The sequence below is a fragment of the Bradyrhizobium sp. CCGUVB1N3 genome (genome assembly GCF_024199925.1).
GTDB lineage: Bacteria > Pseudomonadota > Alphaproteobacteria > Rhizobiales > Xanthobacteraceae > Bradyrhizobium.
In genome coordinates, this window is the sequence record NZ_JANADR010000001.1 from 6,243,606 (window position 1) to 6,261,780 (window position 18,175).

Below are 18,175 nucleotides of genomic sequence, written 5' to 3' on the forward strand. Positions count from 1 at the left end.
GATGTCCGGCCAGCAAATCACCACACCGGCACGCCGCCGATCGTGCCTCAGACCGTCTTCTCCGGCCACCGGCAGAGATCGTTGATCAGGCATACCTCGCAGCGCGGCTTGCGCGCGAGGCAAGTATAGCGGCCGTGCAGGATCAGCCAATGATGGGCATGCAGCATGAACTCCGCCGGGATCACCTTTTCGAGACCAAGCTCGACCTCGAGCGGCGTCTTGCCGGGTGCAAGGCCCGTGCGGTTGCCGACGCGGAAGACATGCGTATCGACCGCCATCGTGTGCTCGCCGAAGGCCATGTTGAGCACGACGTTGGCGGTCTTGCGCCCGGCACCCGGCAATGACTCGATCTCGGCGCGCGTGCGCGGCACCTCGCCGCCGAAATCGGTCAACAGCTTGGCCGACAGCGCGATCACGTTCTTCGCCTTGGTGCGATAAAGGCCGATGGTCTTGATGTACTCGCGCAGGCGCTCCTCGCCGAGATCGAGCATTTTTTGCGGGGTGTCGGCGACCTGAAACAATTCGCGCGTCGCCTTGTTGACACCGGCGTCGGTGGCCTGGGCCGACAGCACGACGGCAACGAGCAGCGTGAAGGGATTGAGATGCTCGAGTTCCCCTTTCGGCTCCGGATTGGCCTTGCGAAAGCGGGAAAAGACCTCATGGATCTCGGCCGGCGTCCAGCGCTTTACAGCCTTGAGCGATGTCTTTGCAGCCTGCGCGGGCTTGGCGACTTTCGTCTTTGCCTTGTTCTTCGGCACAGCGGATTTGCGGACGGCCGTCTTGCGGGTGATTTTTGCCATGACCGGGATATACTGACAGGCCATGAGCACAGGCAACGAAATTGAGCGCGGGAGCGAAGTGCAGATCTTCTCTGCGCTGCTGACGCCGCATCGCTCGCTGAACCGCACCGGCTTTCTCGCCGTGATGCTTTTCCTCAGCGTCGTTAGCTTTGTGACCGGGATCGTCTTCCTGATGATGGGCGCCTGGCCGGTGTTCGGCTTTTTCGGCCTCGACGTGCTGGTGATCTGGTGGGCCTTCAAGGTCAATTTCCGCACCGCGCGGGCGAGCGAGGAGATCGTGGTCACGGTTTCCGAATTGCGCGTGCGGCGGGTCAGCCATCGCGGCCATGTCGCCGAATGGGTGTTCAATCCGCTCTGGGTCCGGCTCGAGCAGGAGGCGGACGAGGAATATGGCCTTGAGCGGCTCTATCTGGTGTCGAGGGGTCGGACCGTGTCGATCGCAGGCTTTTTGGGTCCGGAAGAAAAGGCAAGCTTTGCCAAAGCCTTAATCGAGGCCTTGAATGCCGCCAGGCGCGGCCCGACCTACAATCCGATCGCTTGAACCCTGTCAGAAATCGGGTGGTTAGGAGCGCCTGCTCCTCCTACATTTCCAGTCATGATGACCCTCGCCATACATGACACGCGCCTGGCCAGGCCGGGCTCCCAGAACGCCGCGCTGCGGGACTATGATTCCGTGCGCCGGGCGATCGCCTTCATCTCGGAAAACTGGCGCGCGCAGCCGACCATCGAGGCCATGGCGGATGCGGCCGGCGTCACGCCGGATGAGCTGCATCATCTGTTCCGCCGCTGGGCGTCGATCACGCCAAAAGCCTTCATGCAGGCGCTGACGCTCGACCATGCCAAGCACCTGCTGCGCGATTCCGCGAGCATCCTCGATGCCGCGCTCGACTCGGGTCTGTCGGGTCCGGGGCGTCTGCACGATCTCTTCGTCACCCACGAAGCGATGTCGCCGGGCGAATGGAAGAACGGCGGCGCGGGCCTGACGCTGCGCTACGGTTTCCACGCGTGTCCCTTCGGCACCGCGATCGTGATCGCGACCAATCGCGGATTGTCGGGGCTCGCCTTCGCCGATCCCGGCGAGGAGCAGGCCGCGCTCGCCGACATGACGCGGCGCTGGCCGAACGCAACTTACGTCGAGGACCATGAGGGGACCGCGCCGCTCGCCCAGCGCATCTTCGACCCAAAACTGTGGCGGCCGGACCAGCCGCTGCGCGTGGTCATGATCGGCACCGATTTCGAGGTACGGGTGTGGGAGACGCTGTTGAAGATTCCGATGGGACGCGCGGTGTCCTATTCGGACATTGCCTGCAAGATCAACAGCCCGAAGGCTTCGCGCGCGGTCGGCGCTGCGGTCGGAAAGAATCCCGTCTCCTTCGTCGTGCCCTGCCACCGCGCGCTCGGCAAGGACGGCAAGCTCACCGGCTATCACTGGGGCGTCACCCGCAAGCAGGCGATGCTGGGATGGGAGGCAGGGCAGTTGGGGGTGTAGTAAGCCCAGGTAGTCGTCCCGGCGAAGGCCGGGACCCATAATCACAGGGAGTGGTTTGGCGAAGACTTGCAGTCGTCGTGTCTTTGCGTGGGACCAATACCGCCTGCCGCCGATGGATCACGCGGTATGGGTCCCGGCCTGCGCCGGGACGACACCGAGTGTTGGAGACGCCTTACGACGCCAGATCCAGCTTCGACTCCACCGTCGAATCCGCGTTGAGGCGGTAGATGATCGGCACGCCGGTGGCGAGCTCGCGCTTCAGAATGCCTTCGGGCGACAGCTTTTCCAGCACCATGATCAGCGCGCGCAGCGAGTTGCCGTGGGCGGCGACCAGCGTGCGCTTGCCGTTGAGCACGCCCGGCAAGATCTCCTGCACGTAATAGGGCAGCGCGCGCGCTAGCGTATCCTTCAGGCTTTCGCCGCCGGGCGGCGGCACGTCATAGGAGCGGCGCCAGACGTGGACCTGCTCCTCGCCCCATTTCTTGCGGGCATCGTCCTTGTTGAGGCCCGAGAGATCACCATAGTCGCGCTCGTTCAGCGCGAGATCCTTCGACGTGGGCAGGCCGGTCTGGCCAAGTTCGGTGAGAATGAGATCGAGCGTGTGCTGGGCGCGCGTCAGCACCGAGGTGAAGGCGACGTCGAAGACGAGTCCTTTCGCCTTCAGCTTGCGACCGGCGTCCTTGGCTTCCGCCACGCCCTGCGCGGTGAGATCGGGATCCTTCCATCCCGTGAACAGGTTCTTCAAATTCCATTCGCTCTGGCCGTGGCGCACGAGCACGAGAAGACGTTCGCTCATTCCTGCTTTCCGTTCGTTGCGTTCGATTGTTCAGGTATCGCCGAGACCGAGCACGTCGGCCATCGAGTAGAGGCCCGGCTTCTTGCCGTGGGCCCAGAGCGCCGCCTTCAGCGCACCATGGGCGAACAGCATGCGGTCCTCGGCGTGATGCGACAACGTCAGGCGCTCGAACGGTCCGAGGAAGCTCACGCTGTGATCGCCGGCCGCGGTACCGCCGCGCAAGGACGCAAAGCCGATGTCGCCGGAGCGGCGCGCGCCCGTAATGCCGTCGCGGCCGCGGGCCGAATGATCGCTCAGCGAAATGCCGCGGCCGCTCGCGGCGGCCTCACCCAACATCAGCGCCGTGCCCGAGGGCGCGTCGATCTTGGCACGGTGATGCGTCTCGACGATTTCGATATCAAAAGTATCGCCCAGCGACTGCGCCACGCGCTTGACCAGCGCGGTGAGCAGATTGACGCCGAGGCTCATATTGCCGGATTTGACGACAACGGCGCGATTGGTGACGCTCTTGATCACCGCGTCATCCGACGCCGAGAGGCCGGTCGTGCCGATGACATGAACGAGCCCTCGCTGCGCGGCGATCGCCACATTGGCGATGGTCGCGGCCGGTACGGTGAAGTCGAGAATGCCGTCGGCCTCCGCCGTCATGGCCCAGAGATCGGCGGAAAGCATCACGCCATTGGCCGGGAGACCCGCGAGCACGCCGGCATCCTTGCCCAGGAGTTCCGAGGCGGGCGCTTCCAGAGCGCCGGCCAGCACCGCACCTTGGGTTTCGGAAATCGCACGCGTCAGCGCCCGGCCCATCCGGCCGCCGGCTCCAGCAACAATCAAGCGCATGTCGGACATGGTGTGATCCTCTTAACGGCCCGTTGTAGCGGGGGGATGCTGTTCCGGCAACCGAGGGGGGTAAGCGAAGGGAACGCGCGCACCCTTACCCTCCCCTGGAGGGGGAGGGTCGCTGGGCATGCAGCGAAGCGGAATGCACAGCGGGGTGGGGTGACGGTCTCTCCGCATCGAGGAGTGCCCGAGTGGAGAGATCACCCCACCCCGTTCGCGCTACGCGCGATCGACCCTCCCCCTCCAGGGGAGGGTAAGGCTACGACGGCTGCGGGCCGTCGTAGCCTTCGATGACGATGAGGTCGGCGATCGAGTGCGGCTGGCGCACCTTGATGTTGGCCTGGTACTCCGGCGAGTTGTAGCAGGCGAGGGCGGCCTCGTAGTCGGGGAATTCGATCACGACGTTGCGTGCGCGGCTCTGGCCCTCGACGCTGGTGAGCTTGCCGCCGCGAACGACATAGCGTCCACCGAACTTCTTGAAGATCGCGAGATTGGCGGCCGCATAGGGCTTGTAGCCCTCGTCATTGTGAACGTCGACGCGCCCGATCCAGTAGCCTTTTGCTGCCATTCTTCTTCTCCTTGTGATGTTCAGCCCAGCGCCTGCGCGATCTCGGCCTGGATGGCCTCGGCCGCCGCTTTCGGGTCGGCGGCCTCGACCACCGGTCGGCCGACGACGAGATAATCCGCGCCCGCGGCAATCGCGCGTCCCGGCGTCATGATGCGCTTCTGGTCGCCGGTCGCCGCGCCTGCGGGACGGATGCCGGGCGTGACGAGGTTCATCTGGTGGCCAACGATCTTGCGCAAGCTACCGGCTTCCTCGGGCGCGCAGACGAGCCCGTCGACGCCAAGCACCTGCGCCTGCTGCGCGCGCGCCTCGACCAGCTCGGAGACGCCGAGCCGGTAACCGGCCGCATGCAGATCATCGTCATTGTAGGAGGTCAGCACGGTCACGCCGAGAATCTTCAAGGCCGACGCGCCGCGCCCTTCGACCGCCGCCTTCATGGTCTGCGGATAGGCGTGCACGGTGAGGAAGGTCGCGCCGAGCTTGCTGATGCTCTGGACGCCCTGCATCACCGTATTGCCGATGTCGTGCAGCTTGAGATCGAGGAACACTTTCTTGCCGCGGTCCGCGAGCTTGCCGACCAGCGGCAGGCCGCCGGCATAAGTGAGCCGATAGCCGATCTTGTAGAAGGTGACGCTGTCGCCGAGCCGATTGATCATTGCCTCCGCGAGGTCCGGGCTCGGCAGGTCGAGCGCGACGATCAGGCGGTCGCGGGGGGCGATTTCGGCTTGCGTCATGTCACCTCACATCATGCGTTGGGAAATGTCGATCAATTGCCGCACCAGATCCTTCAATGCGGCGATATCGCCCTCGTTCTTCAGCCTGTCCATATCGTCATAGGCCTGGTCGGCAAAGGCGAGCGCGAGCTGGCTGGCAATCACGTTGGCGTGGCAGGAGCTCAGGATCAGCCGCAACGCCCCAAGCGCACGCGCGCCGCCGAGCCTGCTCTGAGATGCGCCGGCGATCGCAAAAGCACGGTTGCGAAATACGTCGCCGCGCCTCTCGTGTGGGTCCTGGACGCGACTGATCCAGTCGATCGCATTCTTGAGCAGCGGCGGCACGGAGGCGTTGTATTCGGGCGTGACGATCAAGATCCCCTGATGCGCGCCGATCATGCGCTTCAGGTTGACCGCGTGCTTGGGGACACCGGACTTCACATACAGGTCTTCGTCATAGATCGGCAGCGGGAAGTCGGCGAGCGAGACGCGGGTGACGTCGACGCCGGCCTGGGCGAATTCATAGGCGGCAACCGCCGCCAGCTTCGCATTGTGCGAGCCGGTGCGCAGCGAGCCGGGTATGATCAGGATCTTGGGTGCGGCCATCCAGAAAAAACGCGTTCGGCGAAAAGGGTCCGCCGCGCGAAGACGAAAGCCGGCGGAATTAGTCTTTGCGATACACCCAGACGCGGGCCGGCGGAAGGTTCATCCAGATCCGTTCCGAGGCCTCTGTGGACACGCCGGGCAGCGATTTCGGGATCGGCGGCACCACCGAATAGGTGAACTGCACGAAGGGTGCGCCGGGCGCGAGCGCCGTGAAGGCATCGCGGATGAGCCTCAGGCGCGTGAACATCGGCTTTGTGACCAGCGGCAGGCCGGAGACGACGGCAGAGGCGGGCGCGCTCAGCACTTTCCAGAGCGTATCGCGCAGGCGGTAGGCATCGCCCTGCACCACCGTGGCTTGCGGATAGCGGTCGCGCAGCAGCGCGCAGAAGCCGGGATTGTATTCGACGAGGACGAGGCGCTTTTGGTCGATGCCGCGCTCGACCAGCGCGGAGGTGATGGCGCCGGTGCCGGGCCCGAGCTCGACGACCGGTGCGTCCGAATCGACATCGACATATTGCGCCATGGTGCGGGCAAGCAGCCGGCCCGACGGCATCACTGCACCCATGTGCAGCGGCTTTTCAATCCACGACCGGAGAAAGCGTACCTCGTCGTCAAGACGGGGCTTTTTCAACGCACGCGCAGACGATTGCATGGGCATGTCAGGACCGGACGGGACCGCGTGACCGCGGCGTGTCAGAAAATGGTCATAAAGAGGTATAGGCCGCGGGCGATACGGTCAAGCCGAGTCAATTCGCCCGATTACCGAAGAAATCCTTGACCTTGGCGAAGAAGCCCACGGATTCCGGCTGGGTCGCGCCGGAGGAGAGCTTTTCGAACTCGGCCAGCAATTCCTGCTGCTTCTTGGTGAGATTTTGCGGCGTCTCGACGGCGACCTGGACGTACATGTCGCCCGTCTGGCGCGAGCGCAGCACCGGCATACCCTTTGATGCAATGCGGAATCGGCGGCCGGACTGGGTTCCGGCCGGAATCTTCACCTTGGACTTGCCCTTGTCGATGGTCGGCACCTCGAACTCGCCGCCAAGGGCCGCGGTGACCATCGAGATCGGCACGCGGCAATGCAGATCGGCGCCGTCCCGCTGGAAGAACTGGTGCTGGGACAGCGACAGGAAAATGTAGAGGTCGCCGGCCGGGCCGCCGCGCACCCCGGCCTCGCCTTCGCCGGCGAGCCTGATCCGCGTGCCGTCCTCGACGCCCTGGGGAATATTGACCGACAGCGTCCGCTCGCGCGTGACGCGGCCCTGTCCTGCGCAGGACGGGCAGGCGTCCTCGATCATCTGGCCGCGGCCCTGGCAGCCCGGGCAGGTGCGTTCCAGCGTGAAGAAACCCTGCGACTGCCGCACGCGGCCGGCGCCGGCGCAGGTCGAGCAGGTCTTCGGCTTGGTGCCGGCCTTGGCGCCGGTACCCGAGCAGGATTCGCAGGTGACGGAGACCGGGATCTCGATCTGCGCGGTCTTGCCGCCAAAGGCTTCCTCGAGCGTGATCTCCATGTTGTAGCGCAGGTCAGCCCCACGCTCGCGGCCGCCGCGGCCGCGCTGTCCGGCCATGCCGAACAGGTCCTCGAAAATGTCGGAGAACGAAGAGGCGAAGCCCGCGCCGAAACCGGCACCGCCGCCGCCGAAGCCGCCGCCCTGTTCGAAGGCCGCGTGGCCGAAACGGTCATAGGCCGCGCGCTTGTCCTTGTCCTTGAGGACCTCGTAGGCCTCGTTGATTTCCTTGAAGCGGACTTCGCTGCTGTCATCCCCCGGATTGCGGTCGGGATGGAATTTCATCGCCAGCTTGCGGAACGACGATTTCAGGACGGAATCGTCGGCGGAGCGTTCGACTTCGAGGGTTTCGTAATAGCAGCGCTTGGTGGACATGTCTGACTCGGCCTATCCAATCGCGATTCAAGTCGGGGCGAAACGACGTCGCCACGCGACGATATAAGCGCCCTTCCGCCTTGCGGCAGAGGGCGGCACGACGGCATTGAGAATAACCGCTGGGAATTGATCGATCGTAACGGGGACGATCTTAACAGAACCTCGCCCCGTCGAGCCCGACACGAAAGCCTCCCCCCTGAGGGGGGAGGCCGACTGAGCGTGTGGGGTCCAAGCCGTCCGCATCATCACCCTCTTGGGGTTCAGGCGGACTTCTTGTTGGTCTTGTCGTCGTCGACTTCGGTGAATTCCGCGTCGACGACGTCGTCCTTGGCCGCATCCTTCTTGGCGGCGGCCTCGGCCTGCTGCTTGTACATGGCTTCGCCGAGCTTCATCGAAGCCTGGGCCAGCGTGTTGGTCTTGGCCTTGATCGCCTCGGCATCGTTGCCCTTCAGCGCTTCCTTGAGGTCGCTGACGGCGTCCTCGATGGCGCGGCGCTCGGTCTCGGCGACCTTCGAGCCGTGCTCGGCCAGCGCCTTCTCGGTGGAGTGCACCAGCGCGTCGGCATGGTTCTTGGCGTCGACCGCCTCGCGGCGCTGCTTGTCCGCCGCGGCATTGGCCTCGGCGTCCTTCACCATCTTGTCGATGTCGGCTTCCGACAGGCCGCCGGAGGCCTGGATGCGGATCTGCTGCTCCTTGCTGGTCGCCTTGTCCTTGGCCGACACGTTGACGATGCCGTTGGCGTCGATGTCGAAGGTCACCTCGATCTGCGGCATGCCGCGCGGGGCCGGCGGAATGCCCATCAGGTCGAACTGCCCGAGCATCTTGTTGTCGGCAGCCATCTCACGCTCGCCCTGGAAGACGCGGATGGTGACCGCGTTCTGATTATCCTCGGCGGTCGAGAACACCTGGCTCTTCTTGGTCGGGATCGTGGTGTTGCGGTCGATGATGCGGGTGAACACGCCGCCCAGCGTCTCGATGCCCAGCGACAGCGGGGTGACGTCGAGCAGCAGAACGTCCTTGACGTCGCCCTGGAGCACGCCGGCCTGGATCGCAGCGCCGATCGCGACGACTTCGTCGGGGTTGACGCCCTTGTGCGGCTCCTTGCCGAATAGCTGTTTCACGACTTCCTGGACCTTCGGCATGCGCGACATGCCGCCGACCAGAACGACTTCGCCGATCTCACCGGCGGTGACGCCGGCATCCTTCAACGCCTTGCGGCAGGGCTCGACGGTCTTCTGGATGAGGTCGTCGACCAGCGCCTCGAACTTGGCGCGGGTGAGCTTCATGGTCAGATGCTTCGGCCCGGTCTGGTCCGCCGTGATGAACGGCAGGTTGATCTCGGTCTGCGTCGTCGAGGACAGCTCGATCTTGGCCTTTTCAGCGGCTTCCTTCAGGCGCTGCAAAGCGAGCTTGTCGTTGCGCAGGTTGATGCCCTGCTCCTTCTGGAATTCGTCGGCGAGATAGCCAACGAGGCGCATGTCGAAATCTTCGCCACCGAGGAAGGTGTCGCCGTTGGTCGACTTCACCTCGAACACGCCGTCGCCGATTTCGAGAATCGAAATATCGAACGTGCCGCCGCCGAGGTCGTACACGGCGATCGTGCCGGTCTTGGTCTTGTCCAGACCATAGGCGAGCGCAGCCGCGGTCGGCTCGTTGATGATGCGCAGCACTTCGAGGCCCGCGATCTTGCCGGCATCTTTCGTCGCCTGGCGCTGGGCGTCGTTGAAGTAGGCGGGAACGGTGATGACGGCCTGATCGACCTTCTGGCCGAGATGGGCTTCCGCGGTCTCCTTCATCTTCTGCAAGATGAACGCCGAAACCTGCGAGGGCGAGTAGGTCTGGCCGTCGGCCTCGACCCAGGCGTCGCCGTTGGAAGCCTTCACGATCCTGTACGGAACGAGCTTCTTGTCCTTCTCGACCATCGGGTCGTCGTAGCGGCGGCCGATGAGGCGCTTCACTGCGAAGAAGGTGCGCTCGGGATTGGTGACGGCCTGGCGCTTGGCAGGCTGGCCGACGAGGCGCTCACCGTCGTCCGTGACGGCGACGATCGAAGGCGTCGTGCGCATGCCCTCGGAATTCTCGATGACTTTGGCGTTCTTGCCATCCATTACGGCGACGCACGAATTCGTGGTGCCGAGGTCGATCCCAATGACCTTTCCCATGGTCCTGATATCCTTCTTTATTGCGGCAGGTTGGTTGGGCCCAGAAGGCACCCGATCCAAAACCCCCTAAGATCAAACATCCGCGATATTGCGATGGTTGACGCTCATATAGGAGGGGGGGAGGGGCCCGCAAGGACCGAACGCAAGTTTCAGCCGCGAAAACATTGGGTTTTGGAAGATCATACCGGCCTCGAAGGCCCCTCACAGTGAGGGTTTATTAACGGGTTCAGTCCTCAGCCCAAGGTTCGGTGTAAGGTTCGGTGTAAGGTTCGGCGTAAGGCTCAGCGCCAAGCCCCATGCCCGATCGTTCCCCCACCCTGTTACAGCGCAGCCAAACCCGTTAAAAGTCCGGGCGACAAAAGTCCGGGCGGCCGGACAGCTCCGCCAGGAGCCGCGCCCCGCGCGACAAAGGGGCCCGACGCCCCACCATCGAACGGCCTCAATGTGGACCAAGTAGACTAGCCATGAAATTGATACGCCCCCTCGCTGCGCTCGCCCTCCTCATTGCCTCCGCCCTTCCGGCTCTCGCGGCCGATGCCGTCTTCCCGCCGGGCCTGCGCGTCGGCATGGTGCCGTTGATCGGCCTCTCCAAGGCCAAGACCTTTCCGGGCTTCGAGAGCGAGGACGGAGGCGTGAAGGTGCTGGTCACCGAGCTGCCGCCCGACGCCTATGGCGAAGTCGCCAATGCCTTCAAGGCCAATCCCGGCGGCACCGGCGGCATCAAGCCGGACAAGCTCGAGACGCCGGCGGGCCTTGCCTATTACACCGTCGAGACCGGCAAGGCCGGCACGGAAACCGTGAAGCGCTATTCGATGATCGTGCCGGGCACCGGCTTCTCCGGCTATGTCGCCGTGCAGATCCCCGAGAACGCCACCAAGATCTACTCGGACGAGGCGGTGCGACAGATGTTTGCCACCGCGGTCACGCGCAAGGAGGTGCCGGTCGACGAGCAGCTCGCGCAGATGCCGTTCAGGATCACCGATCTCGCCGATTTCAAGAACGTCCGCACGCTGTCGCCGGGCGCCAGCATCGTGCTGGCCGACGGCGACGAGACCACGGGCTTCGAGCCCAAGCCGTACATGATCATCGGCATGATCGGCGCAACGCCGCAGCAGGCGGATGACCGCGCCCGCTTCGCGCAGGAGGCGGCGATGCAGATCCCGGGCATGCGCGAGTCCAGAATCACCATGTCCGAGCAGATTCGCGTCAACGGCCAGCCGGCGATGGAAACCCGCCTCGACGGCGTCAGCGGCAAGGACAAGACCCAGGTCACGGTGGTGCAGTGGATCCGCTTCGGTGGCGGCACGTCGCTGCGCATCATCGCCAGCGCCCCGCGCGACCAGTGGTCGGAGGCCTTCACCCGCTTCCGCGCCGTACGCGACGGCATCCAGCCCAAAGGCTGACCAAAGCCGGCCGTATTTTCGGGCTTTCGTTTGTACACAAATGGAACTAGCCTATCCCCGTTGGGTTCATCCTGGAGGGAGGACGTACGATGCTGGATCGGCGCAAAGTACTCGCGGGTGTTTCGACTTTTGCTCTCGCGAGCCTGGTTTCAAGCAAGCTCTGGGCGGCGGCATCTATCAAGCCGGACGATGCATCCGCGCTGCTCGTGATCGACGTGCAAAACTGCTTCCTGCCCGGCGGCAGCCTCGCCGTGAAGGAAGGTGAGCAGGTGGTGCCGATCATCAACAAGATCGCAAAATCATTCGCCAACGTGGTGATGACGCAGGACTGGCACACGCCGGGGCACGTATCGTTCGCCTCCGTCCATTCCGGCAAGAAGCCGTTCGAGACGATCGACCTGCCCTACGGCAAGCAGGTGCTGTGGCCCGACCATTGCGTGCAGGGCACCGACGGCGCCGCGCTGTCGAAGGACCTGTCGATCCCGCAAGCCGGGCTCATCATCCGCAAGGGTTTTCACAAGGACGTCGACAGCTACTCGGCTTTCCTGGAAGCCGACGGCAAGACATCGACGGGCCTCGCCGCCTATCTGAAGTCGCGCAAGATCAAGCGCGTCTTCGTCGCGGGCCTCGCGACTGATTTCTGCGTCGCCTGGACCGCGCTCGACGCGCGCAAGGCCGGCTTCGAAGTCTATGTGGTGGAAGACGCCTGCCGCGGCATCGACACCCAGGGTTCGCTGGCGAAAGCCTGGGCCGACATGGCCAAGGCCGGTGTGAAGCGGATCCAGTCGGGCGATATCGCGGTGACGGCGTAAGACCGCGCAAACTAACCGCAAGACCCTCATCCTGAGGAGACCGCGAAGCGGTCGTCTCGAAGGATGAAGGCCGAGTCGCCGCAGCGGGGCCTTCATGGTTCGAGACGGCGCTCGCGCGCCTCCTCACCATGAGGGTCGTGGTCTGTGGGAACGCGGGAAGCGCGGCTTACGCTGCGCCGTTCGACTCGTTGCTGTTGGCGGCGGCAGCGGCTTTTGCGCCGCCCTTGGCGACGCCGACCAGGGCCGGGCGCAGCACGCGCTCGCCGATGGTGTAGCCGGCCTGGACCACCTGAACCACGGTGCCCGACGGCACCGACGGATCGGGAACCTCGAACATCGCCTGCTGGAAGTTCGGATCGAACTTCTGGCCCGAGGGGTCGAACTTCTTTACGCCGTGCTTTTCCAGCGCGTTGAGCAGCGAGCGCTCGGTCAGCTCCACGCCCTCGATCAGCGCGGTCAAGCCGGGATCGGCGTTGGCACGCACCTCGGCCGGCACCGCATCGAGCGCGCGCTGGAGGTTGTCGGCGATGTCGAGCACGTCGCGCGCAAAGCCGGTGATGCCGTAGAGCCTGGCGTCGGCGACCTCCTTGGTGGTGCGCTTGCGCAAATTCTCCATCTCGGCCAGCGTCCGCAGCATGCGGTCGCGCGCCTCGGCGGCCTCCTTCTGCAAGATCTCGACCGAACCGGGCTCCGGATCGTCGGGCATTACATAGGGCTTCGACACCACGGGCTCGCCGGTCGGCGCAGTCGTGTCTTCGGGTTGCCGGTCTCGCTCGTTCATCGGCTGCCTTCTCGAACTCGTCTCAAGGGATTTTTCTCGCCGGGATATCGTGCTTCGCAGCGCGAAAATCAAGCGCCCGTGATCAGGCGAAATCGGGTGTCAGCCACCCAAAAGGCGGCTGACGATGCGGGCGGCATAATCCACGGTCGGAATCACGCGGGCATAATTCAGCCGCGTCGGCCCGATCACGCCCAAAACGCCGACGATGTGACCGGCGGCATCCCGGTAGGGCGAGATGATCGTCGAGGAGCCTGACAGCGAGAACAGCTTGTTCTCCGAGCCGATGAAAATGCGCACGCCCTCGGCGGTCTCGGCGCGCCCGAGCAGGTCGATCACGCCGCGCTTGGTCTCGAGATCATCGAACAGCAGCCGCACCCGCTCGAGATCCTCCAGCGCGTGCAGGTCTTCCAGCAGATTGGCGTGGCCGCGCACGATGAGCTGGCGGTCCTCGTTCTCGCCGCCGGACCAGCTTGCGATGCCTGCCGCGATCACCTTCTGCGTGAGCTGGTCGAGCTCGGCTCGGGCCTGCCCGAGTGCGGTTTCCAGCTCGAGCCGCGCCTCGGCCAGGGTACGGCCGCGGATGCGGGCATTGAGGAAGTTGGAAGCCTCCGTCAGCGCCGAAGAGGGAACCCCGGGCGGCAGCGTCAGCACGCGGTTTTCGACCTGGCCATCCTCGCCGACCAGGATCACCAGCGCCCGCTCCGGTTCCAGGCGGACGAATTCGATATGCTTCAGCCGCGCATTGGACTTCGGCGTCAACACCACCGCCGCGGCGCGGGTGAGGCCCGACAGCCGCGTCAGCGCCTCCTCCAGCGCCGCCTCGACGGATTGGGCGTGGCCGACGGTGGTGAGCTGGCTCTGGATCGATTGCCGCTCGGCCTCGTTGAGCTCGCCGACCTGCATCAGGGCATCGACAAAGAAGCGCAGGCCGAGTTCCGTCGGCAGCCGGCCGGCGGAGGTGTGCGGGGCGTAGATCAGGCCGAGCTGTTCCAGATCGGCCATGACGTTGCGCACCGAGGCCGGCGACAGCGGCAGCGCGATGAGGCGGGAAATATTGCGCGAGCCGACCGGCTCGCCGGTCGCCAGATAACTCTCGACGATTTGACGAAAGATGTCGCGAGAACGCTCGTTGAGCTGGGCGAGGCCCGCGCGCGGCGCGATCAGATGAATCGGATCGTGATGGGCCACAGACGGTAACTCCTCTCAGATGCACATAATTTGTCCATCCGGAGGGCCTCTGACAAGCGCGTCTTTGGCCAAATGGGGATGGCGTTCCGCCGCCCCGGGGGAAAAGCCCTTGCCGGGCCCCCTTCCCCCTCCTAAAAGCACCGCGAACAGCCTTTTTCCTGAGAGTTTTGGAGGATTTCCCATGCGGCCAAGCCGCCGTGCGCCCGACGAATTGCGCCCCGTGTCGCTGGAGCGCGGCGTGGTCAAATATGCGGAAGGCTCGTGCCTGGTGAAATTCGGCGACACCCATGTGCTGGTCACCGCCACGCTGGAAGACCGCCTGCCGCCGTGGCTGAAGGGCCAGGGCCGCGGCTGGGTCACCGCCGAATACGGCATGCTGCCGCGCGCGACCTCCGAACGGACCCGCCGCGAGGCTTCCGCCGGCAAGCAGAGCGGCCGCACCGTCGAGATCCAGCGCCTGATCGGCCGCTCGCTTCGCACCATCGTCGATCTCGAAGCGCTCGGCGAACGCCAGATCACGGTCGATTGCGACGTGCTCCAGGCCGACGGCGGCACACGCACGGCCTCGATCACCGGCGCCTGGGTCGCGCTGGCCGACTGTGTCAACTGGATGAAGACGCGCAACATGATCAAGGCCAAGGTGCTGCGCGACAACGTCGCCGCGATCTCCTGCGGCATCTACAACGGCACCCCGGTACTCGACCTCGACTACGCCGAGGACTCCGAAGCCGAGACCGACGCCAATTTCGTCATGACGGGCGACGGCCGCATCATCGAGGTGCAGGGCACGGCGGAACGCGAGCCGTTCACGGAAGGCGAGTTCCTGTCGTTGATGGCGCTGGCCCGCAAGGGTGTCGCGCGTCTCGTGGACTTGCAGAAAATGGCGGTGGCGTAGTCAATAGGCCATGCACCGGCGAATCACAGGCAAGCTCATCATCGCGACCCATAATCCCGGCAAGCTGGCCGAGATGCGGGAGCTGCTCGCGCCGCACGGCGTCGAGGCGGTCTCGGCCGGCGAGCTTGGCCTCGACGAGCCCGAGGAGACCGGCAGCGACTTTCGCAGCAATGCCGCGATCAAGGCCATCGCCGCTGCAAAGGCCATGAAGCTTCCCGCCTTCGCCGATGATTCCGGCATCGTGGTCGACGCGCTCGACGGCGCGCCGGGAATCTACAGCGCGCGCTGGGCGGGCCCCAAAAAGGATTTTGCCGCGGCGATGGCGCAGATCGAGCGCCTGCTGCAGGAGCGCGGCGCCACCGCGCCCGACCGCCGAAGAGCGCATTTCGTCTCCGCACTCTGCGTCGCCTGGCCCGACGATCATCTCGAGGAGGTCGAGGCGCGCGTCGACGGCACGCTGGTCTGGCCGCCGCGCGGCACCGCCGGCTTCGGCTACGACCCGATGTTCCTGCCCGAGGGCCACGCGCGCACCTTTGGCGAGATGGAAAGCATCGAGAAGCACGGCCTGCCGCCTTTGGGCCTCGGCTTGTCGCACCGCGCCCGCGCCTTCGTGAAACTTGCGGAGATCTGCCTTGAGCCGCGCTGAGAAGGAAGCCTTCGGCGTTTACGTGCACTGGCCGTTCTGCCTGTCGAAGTGTCCCTATTGCGACTTCAACAGCCATGTCCGCCACGCCGCGATCGACGAGATGCGCTTTGCCCGCGCCTTCGCCCGCGAGATCGAGACCACGGCCGAGCGTGCGCCCGGCCGTGAGGTCACCTCGATCTTCCTCGGCGGCGGCACGCCGTCCCTGATGCAGCCCGCAACCGTCGGCGCCGTGCTGGAGGCGATCGGCAAGCACTGGCGCGTCGCTGGCGATGTCGAAGTCACGCTGGAAGCCAACCCGACCAGCGTTGAGGCCACGCGCTTTGCCGGCTATCGCGCCGCAGGCGTCAACCGCGTCTCGCTCGGCGTGCAGGCGCTCGACGATGTCTCGCTGAAGATGCTCGGACGCCTGCACAGCGCGCGCGAGGCGCTGGATGCGGTCGCGATCGCGCGCCGTTCGTTCGACCGCTACTCGTTCGACCTGATCTACGCCCGCCCGGACCAGACGCCGGCGATGTGGGAGGGTGAGCTTCGCCACGCCATCGATGAAGCCGCCGAGCATTTGTCGCTCTACCAGCTCACCATCGAAGAAGGCACGCCGTTCTTCGGCCTGCACCAGGCCGGCAAATTGAAGACGCCGGATGAGGCGGTCGCGCGCGCGCTCTACGACGTCACGCAGGAGACCTGCGACAAGCTCGGCCTGCCCGCCTACGAGATTTCCAATCACGCCCGCCGCGGCGCCGAGTGCCGGCACAATCTGGTCTATTGGCGCGGCGAGGAATATGCCGGCATCGGCCCCGGCGCGCATGGCCGGCTCGACATCGACGGCATCAGGCACGCGACGGCCACCGAGAAGCGTCCCGAAGCCTGGCTGATGCGGGTCGAGACCAACGGCGACGGCGTCGTCACCGACGAGCTCCTCAACAGCGAGGAGCGCGCCGACGAATTTCTGCTGATGGGATTGCGGCTCGCCGAGGGTATCGATCCCAAGCGTTACGCCGCGCTCGCCGGCCGCCCGCTCGATCCCCGCCGCATCGCGCTCTTGCGCGAGGAAGGCGCGATCACCGTCGACACGACCGGCCGCCTGCGCGTGACCAGCAGCGGATTTCCGGTGCTCGATGCGGTGGTGGCGGATCTGGCGGCGTAGCGAGGTGCGGTAGGGTGGGCAAAGCGAAGCGTGCCCACCTCTTCTGTCGCAATCGCGGAGAGATGGTGGGCACGGCGCGCGAAGAGCGCGCCTTTGCCCACCCTACAGCACCTTCGCTTGCGGCTACGCTCCAAAACTCTTCGGCGAGCCTGCGACCGCGACGCCGCCGCCGGTCGTCACCTTCATCACGGCGAGCCCGCGCTCGTTGGTGCCGTCGGCGCGGAAGCGGAACAGGCCGTCGATGCCGGCAAAGCCGGACGGGTTGGTGAGAACGTCCTGTGAGAAGCGCGTGGTGCCTTGCGTGCGCGCGAGCGCTGCGACGAGCGCCACTGCATCATAGGCGAGCGTCGCCGTGCGCACCGGCTCGGCGCCGTATTTGGTGCGGTAGCGGCCGGAGAAGGCGCGGAAACCCGCCGGGTCCGGCGCGGCGTAGAGACCGCCTTGCAGCGCCTGGCTGGCATAGACGCGCGGATTATCCCAAAGGCCGGTGCCGAGCAGCTGGATGTTGCGCAGGTTCGCGCCCGCCGCGGTCAGCGCATCGGCCACCGCGACGACGGAATCGCCGTCATCGGCGATGAACAGCGCGTCCGCGCTGCCGAGCGCCTGCGCGACGTTGCGCGCCGGCCCGGCGCGATCGCCGCCGAATTTCTCGAACGCAACCACGCGTCCACCCCGCCGCGGCACGGCCGCCTTGAAGGCCGCCTCCACCACATTGCCGTAGGCGTTCTCCGGCAGCAGCGCCGCGAAGGAGCGCTTTCCGATGCTGGCGGAATATTCGACGATGCGGTTGACGTCAGATTCGGGCAGAAAGCTCAACAGGAAGACGCCGCGGCCGGCGATGCTGGCATCGGTCGAGAACGCCATCACCGAGATGCCGCGCGTGCGCGCGACCTGTGCGACGGCGGGTACCGACTGCGCGAACAGCGGCCCCAAAATGATCTCCGCGCCTTCGTCGACCGCCTGCTGCGCGCCGCCTTGCGCGCCCTGCGGCGTGCCATTGTCGTCCTTGATCAGGAGCTGGACGTTCGGGTTCTGGAATTCGGCGAGCGCCATCTCGGCGGCGTTGCGCATCGACTGCGCGGCGAGCCCGGCATTGCCGGCGGCCGACAGCGGCAGGATCAGGCCGACCTTCACCCCGCCGGTGCCGGCGGTGGTGGCCTGCTGCGGCGGCCCGGCAGGCCCCGGCTGAGGGGAGGATGAGCTGAATGGATTGGAAAACTGGCTGAGGCTCTGCTGCACACCGGTGCAGGCCGAGAGCAAGGGCGTGCCGAGCAGGAGCCCGAGCGCGGTCCGCCGGGTGGCTCCCGACGGTCGGGGCCCGGAGATGAGAGACTTGGGGTAACGCGGGCCCGGCATGGCAGCTCTTCGTAACGACCAGCCCATCCAAGGTCCGGTCAGGACTTCACCTCCGCAAGGGAGGACGCGGATTGCAGCATAGTGTCGGCAAATAGTTAACCA

The 18,175-nt window shown here is 65.5% G+C and carries 19 protein-coding genes; 7 read left to right on the plus strand and 12 right to left on the minus strand.

From position 1 onward, the window contains the following. Nucleotides 1–47 precede the first annotated feature (47 nt). A complete protein-coding gene (gene nth, locus NLM33_RS29735; protein WP_254101470.1) occupies nucleotides 48–800 on the minus strand; it encodes an endonuclease III in 753 nt (250 codons plus the stop codon). Between the two features lie 22 nt (nucleotides 801–822). Here nth and NLM33_RS29740 point away from each other — a divergent pair, with 22 nt between their 5' ends. Together NLM33_RS29740 and NLM33_RS29745 are read left to right on the plus strand one after the other, a co-directional pair. Next, nucleotides 823–1,341: a DUF2244 domain-containing protein gene (locus NLM33_RS29740; RefSeq protein WP_254101472.1), complete on the plus strand. Its 519-nt coding sequence runs from the start codon at nucleotides 823–825 to the stop codon at nucleotides 1,339–1,341. Between the two features lie 54 nt (nucleotides 1,342–1,395). Beyond that, nucleotides 1,396–2,289, plus strand: a complete 894-nt coding sequence (locus tag NLM33_RS29745; RefSeq protein WP_254101474.1) for a bifunctional helix-turn-helix domain-containing protein/methylated-DNA--[protein]-cysteine S-methyltransferase — start codon at nucleotides 1,396–1,398, stop codon at nucleotides 2,287–2,289. Between the two features lie 172 nt (nucleotides 2,290–2,461). Here NLM33_RS29745 and NLM33_RS29750 read toward each other — a convergent pair whose 3' ends face one another. The 8 genes from NLM33_RS29750 to dnaK all read right to left on the minus strand — a co-directional run bounded on the left by NLM33_RS29750 (nucleotide 2,462) and on the right by dnaK (nucleotide 9,848). Further along, on the minus strand, nucleotides 2,462–3,085 hold the full coding sequence (locus NLM33_RS29750; RefSeq protein WP_254101476.1) for a 2,3-bisphosphoglycerate-dependent phosphoglycerate mutase: 624 nt from the start codon (nucleotides 3,083–3,085) through the stop codon (nucleotides 2,462–2,464). Nucleotides 3,086–3,115: 30 nt separating this feature from the next. Continuing rightward, entirely contained in the window at nucleotides 3,116–3,931 is an 816-nt protein-coding gene (dapB, locus tag NLM33_RS29755; protein WP_254101478.1) for a 4-hydroxy-tetrahydrodipicolinate reductase, read from the minus strand. A 250-nt stretch (nucleotides 3,932–4,181) separates the two neighbouring features. Continuing rightward, nucleotides 4,182–4,490, minus strand: a complete 309-nt coding sequence (locus tag NLM33_RS29760; RefSeq protein ID WP_254101480.1) for a DUF1330 domain-containing protein — start codon at nucleotides 4,488–4,490, stop codon at nucleotides 4,182–4,184. Nucleotides 4,491–4,510: 20 nt separating this feature from the next. Continuing rightward, a complete protein-coding gene (pyrF, locus tag NLM33_RS29765) occupies nucleotides 4,511–5,221 on the minus strand; it encodes an orotidine-5'-phosphate decarboxylase (RefSeq protein ID WP_254101482.1) in 711 nt (236 codons plus the stop codon). Nucleotides 5,222–5,227: 6 nt separating this feature from the next. Continuing rightward, nucleotides 5,228–5,806 (minus strand): NADPH-dependent FMN reductase, encoded by a 579-nt coding sequence (locus tag NLM33_RS29770; RefSeq protein ID WP_254101484.1) that lies wholly within the window; start codon nucleotides 5,804–5,806, stop codon nucleotides 5,228–5,230. Between the two features lie 58 nt (nucleotides 5,807–5,864). Next, complete coding sequence (locus NLM33_RS29775) at nucleotides 5,865–6,464, minus strand: class I SAM-dependent methyltransferase (protein WP_254101486.1); 600 nt, start codon at nucleotides 6,462–6,464, stop codon at nucleotides 5,865–5,867. An 88-nt stretch (nucleotides 6,465–6,552) separates the two neighbouring features. Further along, on the minus strand, nucleotides 6,553–7,686 hold the full coding sequence (gene dnaJ, locus NLM33_RS29780) for a molecular chaperone DnaJ (protein ID WP_254101488.1): 1,134 nt from the start codon (nucleotides 7,684–7,686) through the stop codon (nucleotides 6,553–6,555). Nucleotides 7,687–7,946: 260 nt separating this feature from the next. After that, nucleotides 7,947–9,848, minus strand: a complete 1,902-nt coding sequence (gene dnaK / locus NLM33_RS29785) for a molecular chaperone DnaK (protein WP_254101490.1) — start codon at nucleotides 9,846–9,848, stop codon at nucleotides 7,947–7,949. Nucleotides 9,849–10,312: 464 nt separating this feature from the next. Between dnaK and NLM33_RS29790 the strand changes: the two genes are divergently transcribed. Both NLM33_RS29790 and pncA read left to right on the plus strand, forming a co-directional pair. Beyond that, nucleotides 10,313–11,251, plus strand: a complete 939-nt coding sequence (locus tag NLM33_RS29790) for a hypothetical protein (protein ID WP_254101492.1) — start codon at nucleotides 10,313–10,315, stop codon at nucleotides 11,249–11,251. 89 nt (nucleotides 11,252–11,340) lie between these two features. After that, on the plus strand, nucleotides 11,341–12,063 hold the full coding sequence (gene pncA, locus NLM33_RS29795) for a bifunctional nicotinamidase/pyrazinamidase (RefSeq protein ID WP_254101494.1): 723 nt from the start codon (nucleotides 11,341–11,343) through the stop codon (nucleotides 12,061–12,063). 166 nt (nucleotides 12,064–12,229) lie between these two features. Here the strand turns inward: pncA and grpE are convergent, their stop codons facing one another. Then, on the minus strand, nucleotides 12,230–12,844 hold the full coding sequence (gene grpE / locus NLM33_RS29800) for a nucleotide exchange factor GrpE (protein ID WP_254101496.1): 615 nt from the start codon (nucleotides 12,842–12,844) through the stop codon (nucleotides 12,230–12,232). Nucleotides 12,845–12,943: 99 nt separating this feature from the next. Beyond that, nucleotides 12,944–14,032 (minus strand): heat-inducible transcriptional repressor HrcA, encoded by a 1,089-nt coding sequence (gene hrcA / locus NLM33_RS29805; protein WP_027525143.1) that lies wholly within the window; start codon nucleotides 14,030–14,032, stop codon nucleotides 12,944–12,946. A 181-nt stretch (nucleotides 14,033–14,213) separates the two neighbouring features. Between hrcA and rph the strand changes: the two genes are divergently transcribed. From rph to hemW, 3 genes are read left to right on the plus strand one after another with little or no spacing between them, the layout of a single operon-like run. After that, nucleotides 14,214–14,927 (plus strand): ribonuclease PH, encoded by a 714-nt coding sequence (gene rph, locus NLM33_RS29810; RefSeq protein WP_254101498.1) that lies wholly within the window; start codon nucleotides 14,214–14,216, stop codon nucleotides 14,925–14,927. Between the two features lie 10 nt (nucleotides 14,928–14,937). Next, on the plus strand, nucleotides 14,938–15,573 hold the full coding sequence (rdgB, locus tag NLM33_RS29815) for an RdgB/HAM1 family non-canonical purine NTP pyrophosphatase (RefSeq protein ID WP_254101500.1): 636 nt from the start codon (nucleotides 14,938–14,940) through the stop codon (nucleotides 15,571–15,573). Continuing rightward, complete coding sequence (hemW, locus tag NLM33_RS29820; protein ID WP_254101502.1) at nucleotides 15,560–16,717, plus strand: radical SAM family heme chaperone HemW; 1,158 nt, start codon at nucleotides 15,560–15,562, stop codon at nucleotides 16,715–16,717. The genes rdgB and hemW overlap by 14 nt, the downstream gene beginning before the upstream one ends. Before the next feature lie 123 nt (nucleotides 16,718–16,840). Here hemW and NLM33_RS29825 read toward each other — a convergent pair whose 3' ends face one another. Next, nucleotides 16,841–18,073, minus strand: a complete 1,233-nt coding sequence (locus NLM33_RS29825) for a penicillin-binding protein activator (protein WP_254101504.1) — start codon at nucleotides 18,071–18,073, stop codon at nucleotides 16,841–16,843. Nucleotides 18,074–18,175 lie beyond the last annotated feature (102 nt).

What these genes read in the sequence shown, in the direction of transcription:
- nth (WP_254101470.1), bottom strand. Translation starts at nt 800, where the DNA reads ATGGCAAAAATCACCCGCAAGACGGCCGTCCGCAAATCCGCTGTGCCG.
- NLM33_RS29760 (WP_254101480.1), bottom strand. Translation starts at nt 4,490, where the DNA reads ATGGCAGCAAAAGGCTACTGGATCGGGCGCGTCGACGTTCACAATGAC.
- pncA (WP_254101494.1), top strand. Translation starts at nt 11,341, where the DNA reads ATGCTGGATCGGCGCAAAGTACTCGCGGGTGTTTCGACTTTTGCTCTC.
- rdgB (WP_254101500.1), top strand. Translation starts at nt 14,938, where the DNA reads ATGCACCGGCGAATCACAGGCAAGCTCATCATCGCGACCCATAATCCC.
- NLM33_RS29740 (WP_254101472.1), top strand. Translation starts at nt 823, where the DNA reads ATGAGCACAGGCAACGAAATTGAGCGCGGGAGCGAAGTGCAGATCTTC.
- pyrF (WP_254101482.1), bottom strand. Translation starts at nt 5,221, where the DNA reads ATGACGCAAGCCGAAATCGCCCCCCGCGACCGCCTGATCGTCGCGCTC.
- grpE (WP_254101496.1), bottom strand. Translation starts at nt 12,844, where the DNA reads ATGAACGAGCGAGACCGGCAACCCGAAGACACGACTGCGCCGACCGGC.
- dapB (WP_254101478.1), bottom strand. Translation starts at nt 3,931, where the DNA reads ATGTCCGACATGCGCTTGATTGTTGCTGGAGCCGGCGGCCGGATGGGC.
- dnaK (WP_254101490.1), bottom strand. Translation starts at nt 9,848, where the DNA reads ATGGGAAAGGTCATTGGGATCGACCTCGGCACCACGAATTCGTGCGTC.
- NLM33_RS29745 (WP_254101474.1), top strand. Translation starts at nt 1,396, where the DNA reads ATGATGACCCTCGCCATACATGACACGCGCCTGGCCAGGCCGGGCTCC.
- NLM33_RS29750 (WP_254101476.1), bottom strand. Translation starts at nt 3,085, where the DNA reads ATGAGCGAACGTCTTCTCGTGCTCGTGCGCCACGGCCAGAGCGAATGG.
- NLM33_RS29790 (WP_254101492.1), top strand. Translation starts at nt 10,313, where the DNA reads ATGAAATTGATACGCCCCCTCGCTGCGCTCGCCCTCCTCATTGCCTCC.
- NLM33_RS29825 (WP_254101504.1), bottom strand. Translation starts at nt 18,073, where the DNA reads ATGCCGGGCCCGCGTTACCCCAAGTCTCTCATCTCCGGGCCCCGACCG.
- NLM33_RS29775 (WP_254101486.1), bottom strand. Translation starts at nt 6,464, where the DNA reads ATGCCCATGCAATCGTCTGCGCGTGCGTTGAAAAAGCCCCGTCTTGAC.
- dnaJ (WP_254101488.1), bottom strand. Translation starts at nt 7,686, where the DNA reads ATGTCCACCAAGCGCTGCTATTACGAAACCCTCGAAGTCGAACGCTCC.
- rph (WP_254101498.1), top strand. Translation starts at nt 14,214, where the DNA reads ATGCGGCCAAGCCGCCGTGCGCCCGACGAATTGCGCCCCGTGTCGCTG.
- NLM33_RS29770 (WP_254101484.1), bottom strand. Translation starts at nt 5,806, where the DNA reads ATGGCCGCACCCAAGATCCTGATCATACCCGGCTCGCTGCGCACCGGC.